Source organism: Bizionia gelidisalsuginis (assembly GCF_008086185.1).
Taxonomy (GTDB): Bacteria; Bacteroidota; Bacteroidia; order Flavobacteriales; family Flavobacteriaceae; genus Bizionia; species Bizionia saleffrena.
In genome coordinates this window covers 1-13,993 of the sequence record NZ_VSKN01000017.1, presented here as the reverse complement: position 1 = coordinate 13,993, position 13,993 = coordinate 1, and the positions used below count along the sequence as shown (strand labels likewise).

14 protein-coding genes are annotated in these 13,993 nt (G+C 34.6%); 3 read left to right on the top strand and 11 right to left on the bottom strand.

Going from position 1 to position 13,993, the window contains the following annotated elements:
* Positions 1–104: 104 nt before the first annotated feature.
* Positions 105–755 carry a BON domain-containing protein gene (locus tag ES677_RS11490; protein WP_148381318.1) on the top strand — a complete coding sequence of 217 codons (651 nt, stop codon included), beginning with the start codon at positions 105–107 and terminating at the stop codon, positions 753–755.
* Between the two features lie 207 nt (positions 756–962).
* Here ES677_RS11490 and ES677_RS11485 read toward each other — a convergent pair whose 3' ends face one another.
* The 8 genes from ES677_RS11485 to ES677_RS11455 all read right to left on the bottom strand — a co-directional run bounded on the left by ES677_RS11485 (position 963) and on the right by ES677_RS11455 (position 9,714).
* Positions 963–1,415: a hypothetical protein gene (locus tag ES677_RS11485; RefSeq protein WP_148381317.1), complete on the bottom strand. Its 453-nt coding sequence runs from the start codon at positions 1,413–1,415 to the stop codon at positions 963–965.
* A 90-nt stretch (positions 1,416–1,505) separates the two neighbouring features.
* On the bottom strand, positions 1,506–2,576 hold the full coding sequence (locus ES677_RS11480; RefSeq protein ID WP_148381316.1) for a response regulator: 1,071 nt from the start codon (positions 2,574–2,576) through the stop codon (positions 1,506–1,508).
* Positions 2,554–4,929, bottom strand: coding sequence for a PAS domain-containing sensor histidine kinase (locus tag ES677_RS11475; RefSeq protein ID WP_148381315.1), 2,376 nt, complete (start codon positions 4,927–4,929; stop codon positions 2,554–2,556). Before ES677_RS11475 ends, ES677_RS11480 begins: the two co-directional genes overlap by 23 nt.
* A gap of 41 nt (positions 4,930–4,970) precedes the next feature.
* Complete coding sequence (locus ES677_RS11470; protein ID WP_148381314.1) at positions 4,971–6,032, bottom strand: mechanosensitive ion channel family protein; 1,062 nt, start codon at positions 6,030–6,032, stop codon at positions 4,971–4,973.
* Between the two features lie 137 nt (positions 6,033–6,169).
* Complete coding sequence (locus tag ES677_RS11465; RefSeq protein ID WP_148381313.1) at positions 6,170–6,934, bottom strand: patatin-like phospholipase family protein; 765 nt, start codon at positions 6,932–6,934, stop codon at positions 6,170–6,172.
* 65 nt (positions 6,935–6,999) lie between these two features.
* Positions 7,000–7,554 (bottom strand): phospholipase D-like domain-containing protein, encoded by a 555-nt coding sequence (locus ES677_RS15680; protein WP_246124513.1) that lies wholly within the window; start codon positions 7,552–7,554, stop codon positions 7,000–7,002.
* Between the two features lie 3 nt (positions 7,555–7,557).
* Positions 7,558–8,436, bottom strand: coding sequence for a phospholipase D-like domain-containing protein (locus ES677_RS15675; RefSeq protein WP_246124511.1), 879 nt, complete (start codon positions 8,434–8,436; stop codon positions 7,558–7,560).
* 24 nt (positions 8,437–8,460) lie between these two features.
* A complete protein-coding gene (locus tag ES677_RS11455; protein WP_148381312.1) occupies positions 8,461–9,714 on the bottom strand; it encodes a cation:proton antiporter in 1,254 nt (417 codons plus the stop codon).
* 318 nt (positions 9,715–10,032) lie between these two features.
* On the opposite strand from ES677_RS11455, the gene ES677_RS11450 reads away from it, so the two are divergent.
* On the top strand, positions 10,033–10,752 hold the full coding sequence (locus tag ES677_RS11450; protein WP_148381311.1) for a peroxiredoxin: 720 nt from the start codon (positions 10,033–10,035) through the stop codon (positions 10,750–10,752).
* 5 nt (positions 10,753–10,757) lie between these two features.
* Positions 10,758–11,483, top strand: coding sequence for a superoxide dismutase (locus ES677_RS11445; RefSeq protein WP_317130613.1), 726 nt, complete (start codon positions 10,758–10,760; stop codon positions 11,481–11,483).
* Between the two features lie 110 nt (positions 11,484–11,593).
* On the opposite strand, the gene ES677_RS11440 is transcribed toward ES677_RS11445, so the two are convergent.
* From ES677_RS11440 to ES677_RS11430, 3 genes are all read right to left on the bottom strand, one after another.
* Positions 11,594–12,028 (bottom strand): Hsp20/alpha crystallin family protein, encoded by a 435-nt coding sequence (locus ES677_RS11440; RefSeq protein ID WP_148381310.1) that lies wholly within the window; start codon positions 12,026–12,028, stop codon positions 11,594–11,596.
* 138 nt (positions 12,029–12,166) lie between these two features.
* Positions 12,167–13,381, bottom strand: a complete 1,215-nt coding sequence (locus tag ES677_RS11435; protein ID WP_148381309.1) for a site-specific integrase — start codon at positions 13,379–13,381, stop codon at positions 12,167–12,169.
* A 384-nt stretch (positions 13,382–13,765) separates the two neighbouring features.
* A partial coding sequence (locus ES677_RS11430; protein WP_148381308.1) for a transposase occupies positions 13,766–13,993 on the bottom strand: 228 nt, incomplete at its 5' end.

The window sequence follows — 13,993 nt, the reverse complement described above, 5'->3', positions numbered from 1 at the left end:
AGTATTAGAAAATTATACGAGGCTGACTTGCATCATTTTAAACCTGAGTGTTCTCAACTACTTTTGGATTAGTTAATTAGTGTTTAATCAAAAATAAAATAGTTATGAGAGCAGATTCAAGTATTAAAGAAGATGTCCTTGCCGAGTTAGACTGGCAACAAAACATCGATGAGAGCCAAATAGGGGTTATTGTAAACAATGGTGTTGTTACACTTACTGGCGTGGTAGATAGTTACAGTAAAAAAGTAGCTGTAGAAAAAGCCGTAAATAGTGTAGCTGGCGTAAAAGCTGTAGCCGAAGAAATAAAAGTAGATTATGGAAACAATCTTAAAAAGACGGATGCTGAAATTGCCACAGCTGCTGTTAGTGCATTAAAATGGCATTCTTCCGTTCCTATTAACACCGTTGATGTTAAAGTAGAAGATGGTTGGGTATATTTATCTGGTGCCGTGGGATGGGACTACAAAAAAACATCTGCAAAAAAAGCAGTAGAGCACCTATTAGGCGTTCACGGTGTAAGTAACACCATAGATATTAAGCCAGCGGTAAAACCAATAGATATTAAGGCAAAAATTAAAAAAGCTTTTGAGCGTATGGCAACGCTTGATGCCAATAAAATCGATGTTGAAGTGGAAGGACATACGGTAAAATTACGTGGCAAAGTAGGTTCTATTTCAGAAAAAAATGAAGCAAGAAAGACCGCTTATTTTGCGCCAGGTGTGTATGAAGTTAAGAATGAGTTAGAAGTAGAATAACAGATATTTTTTTAATATTTAAACAATAGCCCTAGTGTATAAGACATACTTAGGGCTATTTTTTGTGCTTCTTTTTATGCCAATCCCAAATAGTGGTAACTAATAAGATATCTTACTTTTTTTAAAATGAAGATTTTAGAGTGGTTCGCTTTCGCGAAAGCGAGAATAAAACATAGTACCAAAAAACATAACAGCGTATCCTATAAGCTAATCAAGAAATGGTTTTAATTCATCTTCAGAACCTCTAAGAATGAGAATATAACTACCACTTATTAGTTTTTTTAAATGATGGTTTACACTATCTTGATGCACGCCTAGACCACGTAAAATACTATATGGCCCCATAGACATAGCACCTATTTTTTTACCATTAACTTCTTGTAAAAACATAGTTGCAAATGCACCTGCAACAAAAAAATCGCCAATCTCTGGATTAGAAATAATCCCAAAATTTGATATTGGTTCAAACAAGGTGTTACATCTTAATTCCATTGCAACTGTGCTGTTGTTTAGGTCTTGTTGAGTTACCTTACCAAGTATAGCGACTTGTAAACTGGTATCGCTCTTATTAATAGTGTGCACCAAATTTTCAATTTGCTTAAATTCTGAGTATGATTGTAAGAATATTATCTTTTGCTCTTTAATTTCAGGTTTCATCATATATAATACAAGTAGAACAATTATGCTTTGTATAGTAAAAATAGTGGGATTGAAAGCGCTATGGAATGACCTGTATCACTTTGGTTTTCTTTATCCAAATTCTGCAATATCTTTTAATTGCGATTTGTCTAACAATACCAGTTTTCTGCCAGATGCTACTTCTATTAATCCTTCGTTTTTAAACTCGGTTAACATTCTAATTGCTGTTTCTGTAGACGTACCTATCATACCAGCAAAATCTTCTCTAGGAATGCTAATACCTTGATGTTCATCATCTGTAGTAAGTCCTTTTTCGTCTAGCTCTAAAAGCGCTTTTGCAGTACGTTGTCGTACTGTTGCAAATGCCATATCTACGAGCTGTTCTTGTAAGTGTATCACGTTATTAGAGACCATTTCGATAAACTTATTTGAGACTTCTTTGTTGCCATATAATAAGCTGGTAAAATCAGATTTTGGAATTTCGCATATTTCAGCCGTTTCCAGCACTCTGGCGGTTTCTACATAGTTGCTGGTGTCGCCCAAAAGTGAGAGTTGTCCTAAAAAATCGCCTGGACCGTATAAACCAGTCACAAATTCTTTTCCAGTCTCGGTGCTTCTAAAGGTTTTTACATTTCCGCTTTGAATAAAAAATAGACGGCGCGCCAAACGTCCTTCTTTAAAAATTTCTTCTTTTACCTTATAGGTTTTTAAGGTACGGTCTTTAGAGAGCTCTTCCAAATTAAGGTATGCCGATGCTTCATTCAGAAAAGCACTAATTCCTTGAATATTTTTAGCATATTCCTTTTTTAAAAACGCAGTTCTTTTTAAGCGACTTTCTATGGCTTCAAGTAATTCATTTTCTTCAAAAGGCTTAGTTAAATAATCGTCTGCACCCAGATTCATTCCTTTTCTTACATCTGTCTTTTCAGATTTTGCAGTAAGAAATATAAAGGGAATACTGGCAGTTTCCGAGTGTTTGCTTAACTTATCAAACACGCCATAGCCATCTAATTCTGGCATCATAATATCACAGATGATGATATCTGGCAATACTTTTAGCGCTTTTTCTACGCCTATTTTTCCATTTTCGGCGGTGGTTACTTCGTAGTTTTCTATCTCAAGAATTTCAGCAGCATTTTCGCGTAGGTCTTGGCTATCTTCAATTAATAATACTTTTTTCATCTTTTCTTGTATTTAAAGGCAAAGCAACATAAAACGTAGAGCCTACTGAGACTTTACTTTTAAAAGAAATGTTGCCTTCCATTAATTCTGTGTACTGTTTTACAATATTTAATCCCAAACCTGTGCCTTGTATGTTTGCCGTGTTATTTGCGCGATAAAACCGCTGAAACATATTGTTTTGGTCTTCTAGCGGGATACCTATACCTTGGTCTGTAATGTCTATATGCAACATCTGGTTTTTAAGGGCGATGGCAAGGGTTATTGTTTTATTTTCTTCGGAATATTTAATGGCGTTAGACAATAGATTGAAAAGGATATGTCGTATCAATTTTATATCTAAAAACACATTGATTTCTAAAAGGTCAGATTGTAACGTAATCTGTTGTCCATCCTTTTTAATGCCTTCACATTCTTCTAATACTGATTTTGAAAAATCAATAATATCAAAGCTTTCTGGTTGCGCTATTACTTTGCCTTCTTCTAATTTGCTTAATGATAAAAAGTCATTGAGGATGGTGACCAGATTTTTAACATTAGACCTTATTTTAGATACGTGGTTTAATCTTCTCTCTTCCTTTCCAGGTACATTTAATTTTTCAATTAAAATAGCTGAAGATAAAATAGCACTTAAAGGTGTTCTAAACTCGTGGGACGCCATAGAAATGAAGCGAGATTTTAATTCACTTAACTCCTGCTCTTTTTTTAGCGTATTTATAATTTCAAGTTCTGCTTTCTTTTGCAGCGTGATATTGTTGTGAACTAACAAGACTTGTTTAATCTCATTTTTCTCATTTAATAATGGCGTGCTGTTAACTCGATAGATTCTGTTTTGATACGCTACTTCAAAAGTGCAATGTTGGCCTTTAAATGTCTTTAAAATTTTTCGCTTTGCTTTTTCAATGATGTCTTTAGGAACTCCCTTAACATTATCAATTAAGGTTTGTGCGTCTGCAAGTCCTTTGAAACCTAAATCTTCTACTTCCTCTCCTTCAACTAGAACAATTTTAAAATTTGAATCAAAAACGACAACAAATCCTTTCGGAAATTTTTGAGAGATATTATTTAATAAAAATTTGCTTTCTGTTGCTTTGCTTTCTGCTACTTTAGTTTCTTGTATTTGGTCTTCTAGATGTAGATTAGTCTGGGTTAGTTTTTGAACGATGTCCTGTAATTCGCTTGTGCGTTCTTTTACTTTATTTTCTAATTCAATAGCATAATTAAGTAATTTTTCATCGCTCTCTTTTATTTTTTTTGCTGCTTCTTTGTGCGCTGTAATATTGTTAGTGACCCCAATTAATCGTTCTGGTTTTCCATTACTATTTTTAAAGGCTCTTCCTTTTACTCTAAGCCAGCGAATCGATTTATTTGGTAAAACGATTCTATATTCTTTTGTTAATGGTTTGTCTAGCTTTAAAGCGATTGAGATTGCTAGTTTTAAATCTTCTTTATCATCAGGATGCACTATAGCTAAAAAAGAATCGAAGGTAGATTCTTGTTTTTCAAACTCTGGGCCAAACATCGAATAATCGTCTCTAATCACATTGTTCGTCTGTAAATTCCAATCCCAAGCAGAAAACTCTCCTGCTTTTATTGCCAGCCTGTAGCGTTCTTCGTTTTCTATGAGTTTTCTTTCTGTATTTTTCTTTTCAGTAATATACCTAACAATGGTTAACACACCGTGTTTGTTTAAGTGTATAACACGAGCTTCAAAAAAATCTTCTTTATTTTTTACGCTGTATTCTACCACTTGAAGTTCACCACTAGAAATGGCATCTTTATGTGCTTTACTAACCACTTTAAAAACGTGTGACGGTAAAACATCTTTCATATTCTTGCCTATAAATTCTTTGGCAGACATAAAAAGTTTATCCGGTGCTGGGGCAAAGGAATCTGTATAGTTCCCTTCCAAATCTTGTATGAACATCATATCTGGAATGGCTTCTAACAAGTCCGTGTTTTTTGCTTTTTCTTCTCGTAGTTGCAGTTCGGTTTCTTTCTGTTTTGTGATGTCCTGCACAAAACCTTCTATAGCAATCAATGTATTGTTAGCATCATACACAGCTTGACCTTGTTCCCAAAAATGTTTAATTATTCCATTTTTATGCGTGATGCGATATTCTATATGAAAGGTTTCTTGATTTTTTAATGCTTTTTGAATCGTTTTCCAAACCATATCGCGATCTGCTTCGAGAATTATTTCAGCAAAATGCGACTTACCACTCGTTACATTTTCAACAGAATAGCCTGTTAATTGATAAAAACCTTGACTCACGAATTCTGCCGTCCAATTCTTATCATTTTTTGCGCGGTAAAAAAAACTTGGCAGGTTATTGATGAGGTTATTTAATTTCATACAGTGAGCAGTTTATTTCAATTTTGAGCTTTTAAGATATGCTATTTTAAGTCTTCGCTCAAATTTATCTGTCGCAAAGTAGGGAAACACTCTGGATGATTTTTTTGAATAAAGGCGATTAATTGTTCTCTTACCTCGCATCGTAAATCCCAAACATCTGAGGCATTTTTTGCACTAAACGTAGCGCGCAGTTCCATTGTGGTGGCATTTGTATTCGACACAACTAGTTTTGCGATATTTTTATCCCATAGTGTATTGTTATGTAGCAGTTCTAGTAATTTTTTTCGCATTTCGGCAACAGGAAACGTATAATCTACCTGAAAAAACACCGTGCCGATAAGCTCTTGTGAATTGAATGTCCAGTTCACAAAAGAATTATCGTTAAAGTAACTGAGTGGTAGTACCAGTCTGCGCCAGTCCCATAACTTGATAACTACATAGGTTAGTGTGATATCTTCTACCGTACCAAATTCGCCCTGAATAACGACTTCGTCATCAATTTTTATAGGTTGTGTAAAGGCAATTTGAAATCCAGTAATCAAGTTTGCAATAGATTTTTGAGCGGCAACCCCTGCAATAATACCTATAACACCAGCCGAAGTTAATAAGGTAGTCCCCACTTTTTTTACCGATGGGATATTCCATAAAATTGCTGCAACAGCCAGCGTGATGATAATAACGATAGAAATACTTTTTAGAAAGCGCAGTTGCGTTAGTGCCTTTCTGTCTTTTGCCTTGTGATTGTTGTTTATGGTAAATTTTTCTTTAACGACTTCTTCAATAGCATTTAAAAATGCAATAACGAGCCAAGAAAAATTAATGATGATAAGGCTTTCTGTAATTTTTTTCCAAAAGGTAGTGACTTCTAAAAATTGAAATGAACTGTAAATAAACAGTATAGGCAATAGAAATTTGGCCGCAGTTTTTAATTGAAGAAGTAGTTGTGTTTTTAATACCGAAGGTCGTCTTTTATTTGAAAGTTTTACTATGGAAAATAATATCCATCGTATGGTAAGACCCAATAATATACAGGCTACAATTACGATGGTGTATGTAACCCAAGATTCAAAAGTATCTAAGAATTTTATTTGGCTGAAATCCATATAGTTTATAAAAGTATAGGTCTATATACTTGATTAAAATGACTTAGGTCAGTTTGGGTACTATTATAAGTAAGCTTTCGCGAAAGCGAACTAAAAACTATTATTGAGAAGATTAAAAACTTGTTGTTCGCTTCTATTTAACTGAGCACAATTTTATGTTCTGCGAGTGCCTTTAAGGTGGCTGTATAGCCTACATTAAAAATGGCGTCGATACTATTCATATCAAACGTGCCATAATTACTTAGGTCTTGTGGATTTATCATTATATCGCAGGCTGAAAATTTTGCCATAGATTCGACTGCATTTTTGATTTTGTACGCGCGTTCTATAACCGTGTAGGAATGCTTTAGGTCTTTAATGCTGATTTTTTTAAGCGGATTTACATAGACACCTATTATTTTATCACAAGTATTTTTTAAGGGTTCTATAGGGAAGTTATTGATGACGCCACCATCTACATAAAATTTTCCATTGATTTCTGTAGGTGTAAAAACACCCGGAAATGAAGCCGAAGCGATAATGGGTTTTATAAGTTGGCCTTTGCTAAAAATTTTAAGTGTACCATCAATAATATTTGAAGCAGTTATAAAGAGGGTTTTTTTTAGGGTTTCAAAATTATCATTAGGAAGATATGCTTTAAGGTCATCATAAAAATTTGCCGAGTTTATAAAACCTGGTTTATTACGTGCATATCTACTGGCTTGAAATATGGAAATGGTTTTATAGAAATTTAATATTTCAGACCAACTCACACCTGCTGCATAGAGCGCACCCACAATAGCGCCAGCACTTGTGCCTGCGATATGCGTAGGGAAAATGCTGTTTTCTTCTAAGGCTTTTATAGCGCCTATATGTGCTGCGCCTCTTGCGCCACCACCAGAAAGTACCAATCCTGTGTTCATTGTGAGATTTATATTTGTAAAGGTATTGAGTTGATTTCAAGCAGCTAATGACCTAAGTCAGTTCCTTATAAAACAGGGCTGAATACTTTTGCGACACCTTCTTTTAAGCGTTCTAGTTTGGGTCTTTTCAAGTAGTGTTGATAGTCTATTTGATTGCTTTTTTTACAATCGCTTAAAAAATCTTGTTTTAGTTGGGTTGTTATTTCTGCATCATATAGCAAAACATTGACTTCATAATTTTGCTCAAAACTTCTAATATCTAAGTTTGCAGTACCTATAGACGTTAACTTGTCGTCAGAGATGATGACCTTACTGTGTAAAAACCCATCTGGATATTGGTAGATTTTTACTCCAGCTTCCAGTAAATCTTCAAAATTTGAGCGTACTGTCCACTTGACCAAAAGACCATCAGAATTAGCAGATAGTAACAATCTTACATCTATACCGCTTAATGCTGCCACTTGCATTGCTTCCTTTAAAGCTTCTCCAGGAATGATGTACGGATTAGTGATATAAATATATTGTGTTGCACTATTAATGATTGAAAAATACAGTTGTTGGATAGAAGAAAAATCAGAATCGGGACCACTTGCCACTACTTGTGCCACAGATTTTCCCATAGTTCAATGTTTTAAGAAATAGTCGCCATTTAACAAATGGTCTGTGCCACTTGCAAAGCTCCAATCCACGGCAAAAACCGATTGTAAACTATTAACCACATTTCCTTTTAACTGCAAGTGCATATCGTACCACGTACCTAAAATAGGGTCTCCTTTTACGTACTTGTCTGCTACATTAATACCACCAGTAAACCCCACAATACCATCCACAATAACAATTTTACGGTGGTTTCTATAATTTATCGAAGATAGCAAACGCCCTAAGCGCATTGGCAAAAAAGCATACACTTCGATACCTTCAGTCTTAAGACTTTGTATGAACTTGTTGCTTAACGTTCTACTTCCTAAGGCATCGTATAGAAAACGCACTTCTACACCTTCGTTTACTTTTTTTATTAATAAAGCTTTAAACGTTTCGGCTAAATCGCCTTCTTCAAAAATGTAATATTGAATATGAATAAACTTTGTACCTTTTTCAATGGCTTCAAAAATGGCTTTAAAAGTTGCAGTTCCATTCTTTAAAGGTTTCAACTCGTTTCCAGTACTTGGTAGTAATTTAGAGCCTTTTATAATAAGCTTTGCTAACTTTTTATGCTCTAAAATAGTGTCTGGTATTACACCAGTTTTATTGCTATCCATCGCGCTGTAATATGCCTCAACTTTACTGTAGTACTCTGATATGGCTTCGGTTTTTTTGAGTTTATAAAATTTGTTTTTCCTTCTGTTACGTCCCAGAATAAAGTAGAACAACATTCCGGCTACCGGAATGGTAAAAATGGCCAACAACCAAGCTAACGTCTTTGTAGGTCTAATGCCATAGAGTAACAATCTGCCCACTAAGGCAAATGCAAAAAGGAAATAAAAAACTAAAGCTATGGTCATTATTCCGTATTGGTTTCAGCGATTTTATGGTTTTGATTTTTTAGGCAATAATCTCTTAATCACTTTTTCAATGGTAAGTCCTTGTACTAAAATTGAAAACACCACAACAATATACGTCATTACTAAAAACAATTCTCTATCCATTTCATCAGATAGGCTAAGGGCAAGTGCTATTGATATTCCACCTCTTAATCCGCCCCAAGTCATAATCAAATTGGTATAGGGCACAAAATCTAATTTCTTCTCAAAGACTTTTATAGGTAGCCATAGCGATGCATATCGGCAGAGTAAAATAATAGGGATTACTAACAGACCAGCGATAAGATAATCTACTTTGTAGGTCAGTACTAAAAGTTCCATTCCTATTAAGATGAATAAAACAGCATTCAATAAAACATCCATCAGTTCCCAAAATTTATCCAAATAAAGCTCGGTAGTTTTAGACATCGCAGCATCTCTCACTCGGTCGTGACCTACTAGTAAACCAGCCATAACCATCGCTAAGGGTGCTGATACGTGTAGTTTTTGGGCCGTAACCGTTCCTACCATAACTGCTGCTAAGGTAATAATGACTTCGATACTAAAATCGTCTATAGATTTAAGAAACCTATAGGTAAGCCAGCCTATTAGCAATCCTAATAGGATTCCCCCAAAGACCTCTATACCAAATAATTTTGCGATATCCATTGCATTAATGGCATCGCTTTTTGAAGATGCAATCTGAAAAAGTGTTAAAAACACAACCACACCTACGCCATCATTAAACAATGATTCCCCTACAATTTTTATTTCCAGCTTCTTTGGTGCATTTGCCTTTTTTAGAATAGCTAAAACCGCAATAGGGTCTGTAGGCGAAATTATGGCACCAAACAAAAGACAATACGTGTAAGGTATTTGCAATCCCAATAGTTGCAGTAAATAATACGTAGTTGTCCCAATAAGAAATGTGGAAACCAATACACCTAAAGTCGCAAAAAAGATAATAGGCCATCGCTGTTTTTTAAGCTCTTGAAAATTAGTGTGCAATGCGCCAGCAAATAATAAAAAACTTAGCATATAATCCATCAAAACCGTTTTGAAGTCTATTTGTTGAATAAGTTCAGCTTCCACTCGCAACAATCTATCATCAAAATAGCTTAGTCCCAAAACGCCTAATGTGTACAAAATGGTAATCAACATTAAACCTATGGTCGTAGGCAACTTAAAAAACCGAACATTGATGTATCCAAAAATGGCGGCTAAAAAGATTAAACCAGTAACTATTAGATAATAATTCATAAATGCAAAAAGGTGTTAAGTAGTCTCATTTGGGCGTGACCACAATCCCGATAACTATCGGGAGGGCTTGTAGTTTATCTTGAGCCTAGTCGAAAGGTTTCAATTCCTCGCTCTTCCCTGCAGTCAGGCTGCGGGATTTCCACTACAATCCCTCACGCAGAAAAAACTTTGTAAATAATTTTTTATCCATCATTACTTTATAAAAGTAAAGTGCAAAGTACCGCAATCATAATATAGAAAACGCTGACCCAGGTCATTTCAAGACTTACTACCTATTCATAATTTTGAAAAATTAATAATGATTAAATAGTTCAAAAAATGGAAACAATACAAGAAAAAGAACAGATAACAGCAATGCCAAGAATAGGGGACGAAGCACCAAAATTCCAAGCAGTTACCACACAAGGAAACATTAATTTTCCGGATGATTATGCAGGAAAATGGGTCATTTTATTTAGCCACCCAGCAGATTTTACGCCTGTGTGTACGTCAGAGTTTATAACGTTTGCACATCTGGAAGAAAAGTTTGATAATGCCAATTGCAAATTGGTTGGGCTATCGATTGATGGCTTATACAGTCATATTGCTTGGCTTAGAACCATTAGAGAAAAAATTGAATTTAATGGGATGAAAAATGTAGAGGTTAAATTTCCTTTAATAGAAGATATCACGATGGAAGTAGCCAAAAAGTATGGAATGATACAACCTAACGAAAGTAAAACACAAGCCGTACGCGCCGTATTTTTTATTGACCCAAGTGGTATTGTAAGAGCCATTATTTATTATCCTTTAAGTTTAGGAAGAAATTTTGACGAAATATACAGAGCCTTAATCGCAATGCAAACTGCCGATGAATTTGATGTAGCTACGCCAGCCGATTGGTATCCTGGGGATGATGTCATTGTTTCGCCAGCAGGTTCTTGTGGTGTTGCTGAAGAGCGAATGACAACTACTGATGATTTAGATTGTAAAGATTGGTTTTTCTGCACCAAGAAATTAGATAAGAATACCGTCTTAGATAAAATACTCAAAAAATAATAGCAATGAAAAAGCGTACATTTTTGAAGCAAGCTATGGTAGTATCAGTAGGTGCTTATATAGTGCCTTCAATATTATTATCCGCTTGTAAATCAGAACTTAAAAAAGATAAAATTATGAAAACAAGTTCAATAGCTACCAGTCCATTCAAATTACCTGAACTCTCGTATGGATATGATGCCTTTCCTGATGTTATAGACCCATTAACGATGGAAATACACTATACCAAACACCATCAAGGCTATACAGATAAACTGAACGCAGCCCTAGAAGCAGCTGATATTTCTGGAAACACCATAAAAGAAATCCTGCGTATGAAAGACCTGCCCGATGCCCTACGAAATAATGGTGGCGGTTATTATAACCATAATCTGTATTGGGACGTATTAACACCTGGTGGAAAGATGACCGATTCATTTAAGACAAAAATTTCTGAAGACTTTGGCTCAGAAGAAGCTTTTCTAAATGAATTGGCAGATGCAGGTGCAAAACGTTTTGGGTCAGGTTGGGCTTGGGTTGTGCAAGATGACGACAAAAAACTACGTATTTTCTCTACACCTAATCAAGATAATCCCTTAATGGAAGTATCTGATGTTAGTGGAACACCCATTTTAGGTATCGATGTTTGGGAACACGCTTATTACCTTAAATATCAAAATAAGCGGACTGAATACCTCAGAAAAATTCTAAACATTATTAATTGGAATAAGGTGGAAGGTAGAATGATTTAAAAATTGCTTGTACAATACCGCTAAGGATTCAAATATTTGGTCTTAAAAAGTCAAAAAAAAAGTAGGAGATGAAATTTTCATCTCCTACTTTTTTGATAGAATCTGTGTGATTACCCAATCTCAACTTTCTTTGGGGTGTGCTTCTTAGCATCTGCTTTTTTAGCAAGATTAAAACTAAGCACACCATCATTATATGTTGCCTTTACATCTTCTTCTTTTACAGAATCAGGAAGTTGTAATCTCTTTTCAAAAGAGTTATAACTAAACTCTTGACGGGTGTAGTTGTCTTCTTTTTCTTCTTTAGACTTTGAGCTTTCCGCAGCAATGTGTAGGCATCCATTATCAATGGTTACTTCAAAATCTTTTTTAGCAAACCCTGGTGCTGCTAATTCCACCTCAAAAGCATCATTGGTTTCTTTTACATTTAAGGCTGGTTCGTCCAGTTTCTTATTCCATAGACGGGTATCAAAAAAATCGTCATTATTAAAGAAATCTGATGTGATAAGATTTCTTAAGGGTCTTCTGTTAAATTTTACTAGTGACATAATTTTATAATTTAAGTTAAACATTGTTTTACAATGCTAAATTATATTGAAGACGGTTTGTATCAAATGACTTGGGTCAGTAGGGCTATGACATTATGATTTTAAATCAATCAATCGGTTTAAAAGATTAGGTTCAATTTAGAAATTTATAACACTATCCAAGGCATCATCCGCCTCTCTATGAATAAAGTTAGCTTGATAATTTAAAGTAGTTTTTAAATCACTATGTCTATATAGTTTTTGAAGCATTAAAGGGTGTATTGCATCTCCAGCAATATTACCAAATGAATGGCGTGCTATATGCATCGTTACTTTTTTACGAATCTTTGCCTTTATCGTAATGGTCTTAATATTATCATTGAATTTCTTCGTTGCAACTTTAATCTTGTTGTAAACATCTTTGGGATTGTCGAGGTCAGCTTTTTTCATTTCAGGAAAGATAAAATCATCATCAGAGTGTTTGTCAACTTCATAATCTTTTAAAAGTGCTTTTGCCTTTTCGGGAATTTTTAAGGATAGAAGCTTAGCGTTTTTCCCCATTCTATAATTAAACCTACCGTCAGTTATTTGTGACCATCTAGTAAACAAAACATCCGAAATACGCATACCAGCAAAATAGAAACTAAAGAGCCATACATTAAGGCTATGTCTTTCTATGGAAGATAAATCCTGAATAGCTTCAAATTTTCCAATTTCATCTTTAGTCAATCCAATCTTAACCGTTTCGGGAAATTTAACTTTAAACCTACCATTTCCAAATGGATAAAGCTCTTTACTTGCAACTCTATCTTTAATAGCACGATTGTAAATAAGTCTAATAAAGACCATCACATTCATTGCAGAAGTCTCGGTTAAAGAAGATTTGCCTTTTAAGAATACTTTTAGTTTACCAAGAAAACGTTCATCAATTTCTTGAAAAGTAAGTTGCTTAGATTTATGAAATCTTTCAATAAAACTAAGCCAAGCAGAATCTGTATACTTCCGATTAATTTTACCCTCAGCTTCTAAAGCCTCTATATGCTCTTTGGCATAATCAAAAAATGTTAAGGACGAGGTTGGTCTATATATTTCAGTTTTAATCTGTCTTGCAGAAGCATCTTTAGATTCGCTTTGCAAAGCGATTAATGACCTACGTGCTTCCGCAATTTTTGTAGAAATAAGGCTATTGAGGCTTTTAGAATTAGGATGTGATTTTTTTACTTTGATATTCTGCTCATCCCAATCTTCTAAATCAATATAATGCCCCAGTTGTTTGTAAATAGAACGTCGATTTTTAGTAATCCGAATAGCGAGTGGGTAAAGCCCTTTTGCATTGGGCTTTTTACGTAGAACGATTTTTGCACTTGATGACATAGCTGACCTGTTTTAGTTGCGAAAGTCAAATCAGGTACAACTTATAATGTGCCTAAAGATAGTAAATTATAAACTATTTCAGGTACAACATAGGTACAACAAATGTTGATATTAACTGATATTATTTGACTTCAAACAAAATGATTAAAACCATAAACCATTGAAAATAAGACTGTTTATGTTTCTTTGGTGCAATATATACCAAACTTAGGATCTAGTGCCGCGAGGTGTGGGAGTTCGAGTCTCCCCGCCCGCACAACAAAAGAATAAAGAGCTTTTCGTTTTTACGAGAAGCTTTTTTTGGTTTTATAATGTTTGTGATTTTGTTATTGTTAATTATGGAGTCTTCAAGGATCAAGGAATATTTTTGGGGAGTGACATAAATTAGGCATATAATTTAGTAAGTCTAAACAAGAAAAACTTAACATCTCTTACGCCTCTAAACATCGACCTGAACTCTTTGATTTTTGCATTAAAAGATTCCTCGGAAGCATTGGTGCTCCTGTTGTTAAAATAATTCAAAATTGGTTTGTAATGGATTTGTATAGACCTTGCAATGGTATTGAAGGACTTAAAATTTGAGTTTTCTACTTCGTTATACCACTGAGCCAA

Excerpts from the sequence above, each read along its gene's own strand:
- ES677_RS11485 (WP_148381317.1), bottom strand. The coding sequence starts at position 1,415 with ATGATGAAACCTGAAATTAAAGAGCAAAAGATAATATTCTTACAATCA.
- ES677_RS11440 (WP_148381310.1), bottom strand. The coding sequence starts at position 12,028 with ATGTCACTAGTAAAATTTAACAGAAGACCCTTAAGAAATCTTATCACA.
- ES677_RS11450 (WP_148381311.1), top strand. The coding sequence starts at position 10,033 with ATGGAAACAATACAAGAAAAAGAACAGATAACAGCAATGCCAAGAATA.
- ES677_RS11470 (WP_148381314.1), bottom strand. The coding sequence starts at position 6,032 with ATGGATTTCAGCCAAATAAAATTCTTAGATACTTTTGAATCTTGGGTT.
- ES677_RS15675 (WP_246124511.1), bottom strand. The coding sequence starts at position 8,436 with ATGACCATAGCTTTAGTTTTTTATTTCCTTTTTGCATTTGCCTTAGTG.
- ES677_RS11465 (WP_148381313.1), bottom strand. The coding sequence starts at position 6,934 with ATGAACACAGGATTGGTACTTTCTGGTGGTGGCGCAAGAGGCGCAGCA.
- ES677_RS11480 (WP_148381316.1), bottom strand. The coding sequence starts at position 2,576 with ATGAAAAAAGTATTATTAATTGAAGATAGCCAAGACCTACGCGAAAAT.
- ES677_RS11445 (WP_317130613.1), top strand. The coding sequence starts at position 10,758 with ATGAAAAAGCGTACATTTTTGAAGCAAGCTATGGTAGTATCAGTAGGT.
- ES677_RS15680 (WP_246124513.1), bottom strand. The coding sequence starts at position 7,554 with ATGGGAAAATCTGTGGCACAAGTAGTGGCAAGTGGTCCCGATTCTGAT.
- ES677_RS11475 (WP_148381315.1), bottom strand. The coding sequence starts at position 4,929 with ATGAAATTAAATAACCTCATCAATAACCTGCCAAGTTTTTTTTACCGC.
- ES677_RS11435 (WP_148381309.1), bottom strand. The coding sequence starts at position 13,381 with ATGTCATCAAGTGCAAAAATCGTTCTACGTAAAAAGCCCAATGCAAAA.
- ES677_RS11455 (WP_148381312.1), bottom strand. The coding sequence starts at position 9,714 with ATGAATTATTATCTAATAGTTACTGGTTTAATCTTTTTAGCCGCCATT.
- ES677_RS11490 (WP_148381318.1), top strand. The coding sequence starts at position 105 with ATGAGAGCAGATTCAAGTATTAAAGAAGATGTCCTTGCCGAGTTAGAC.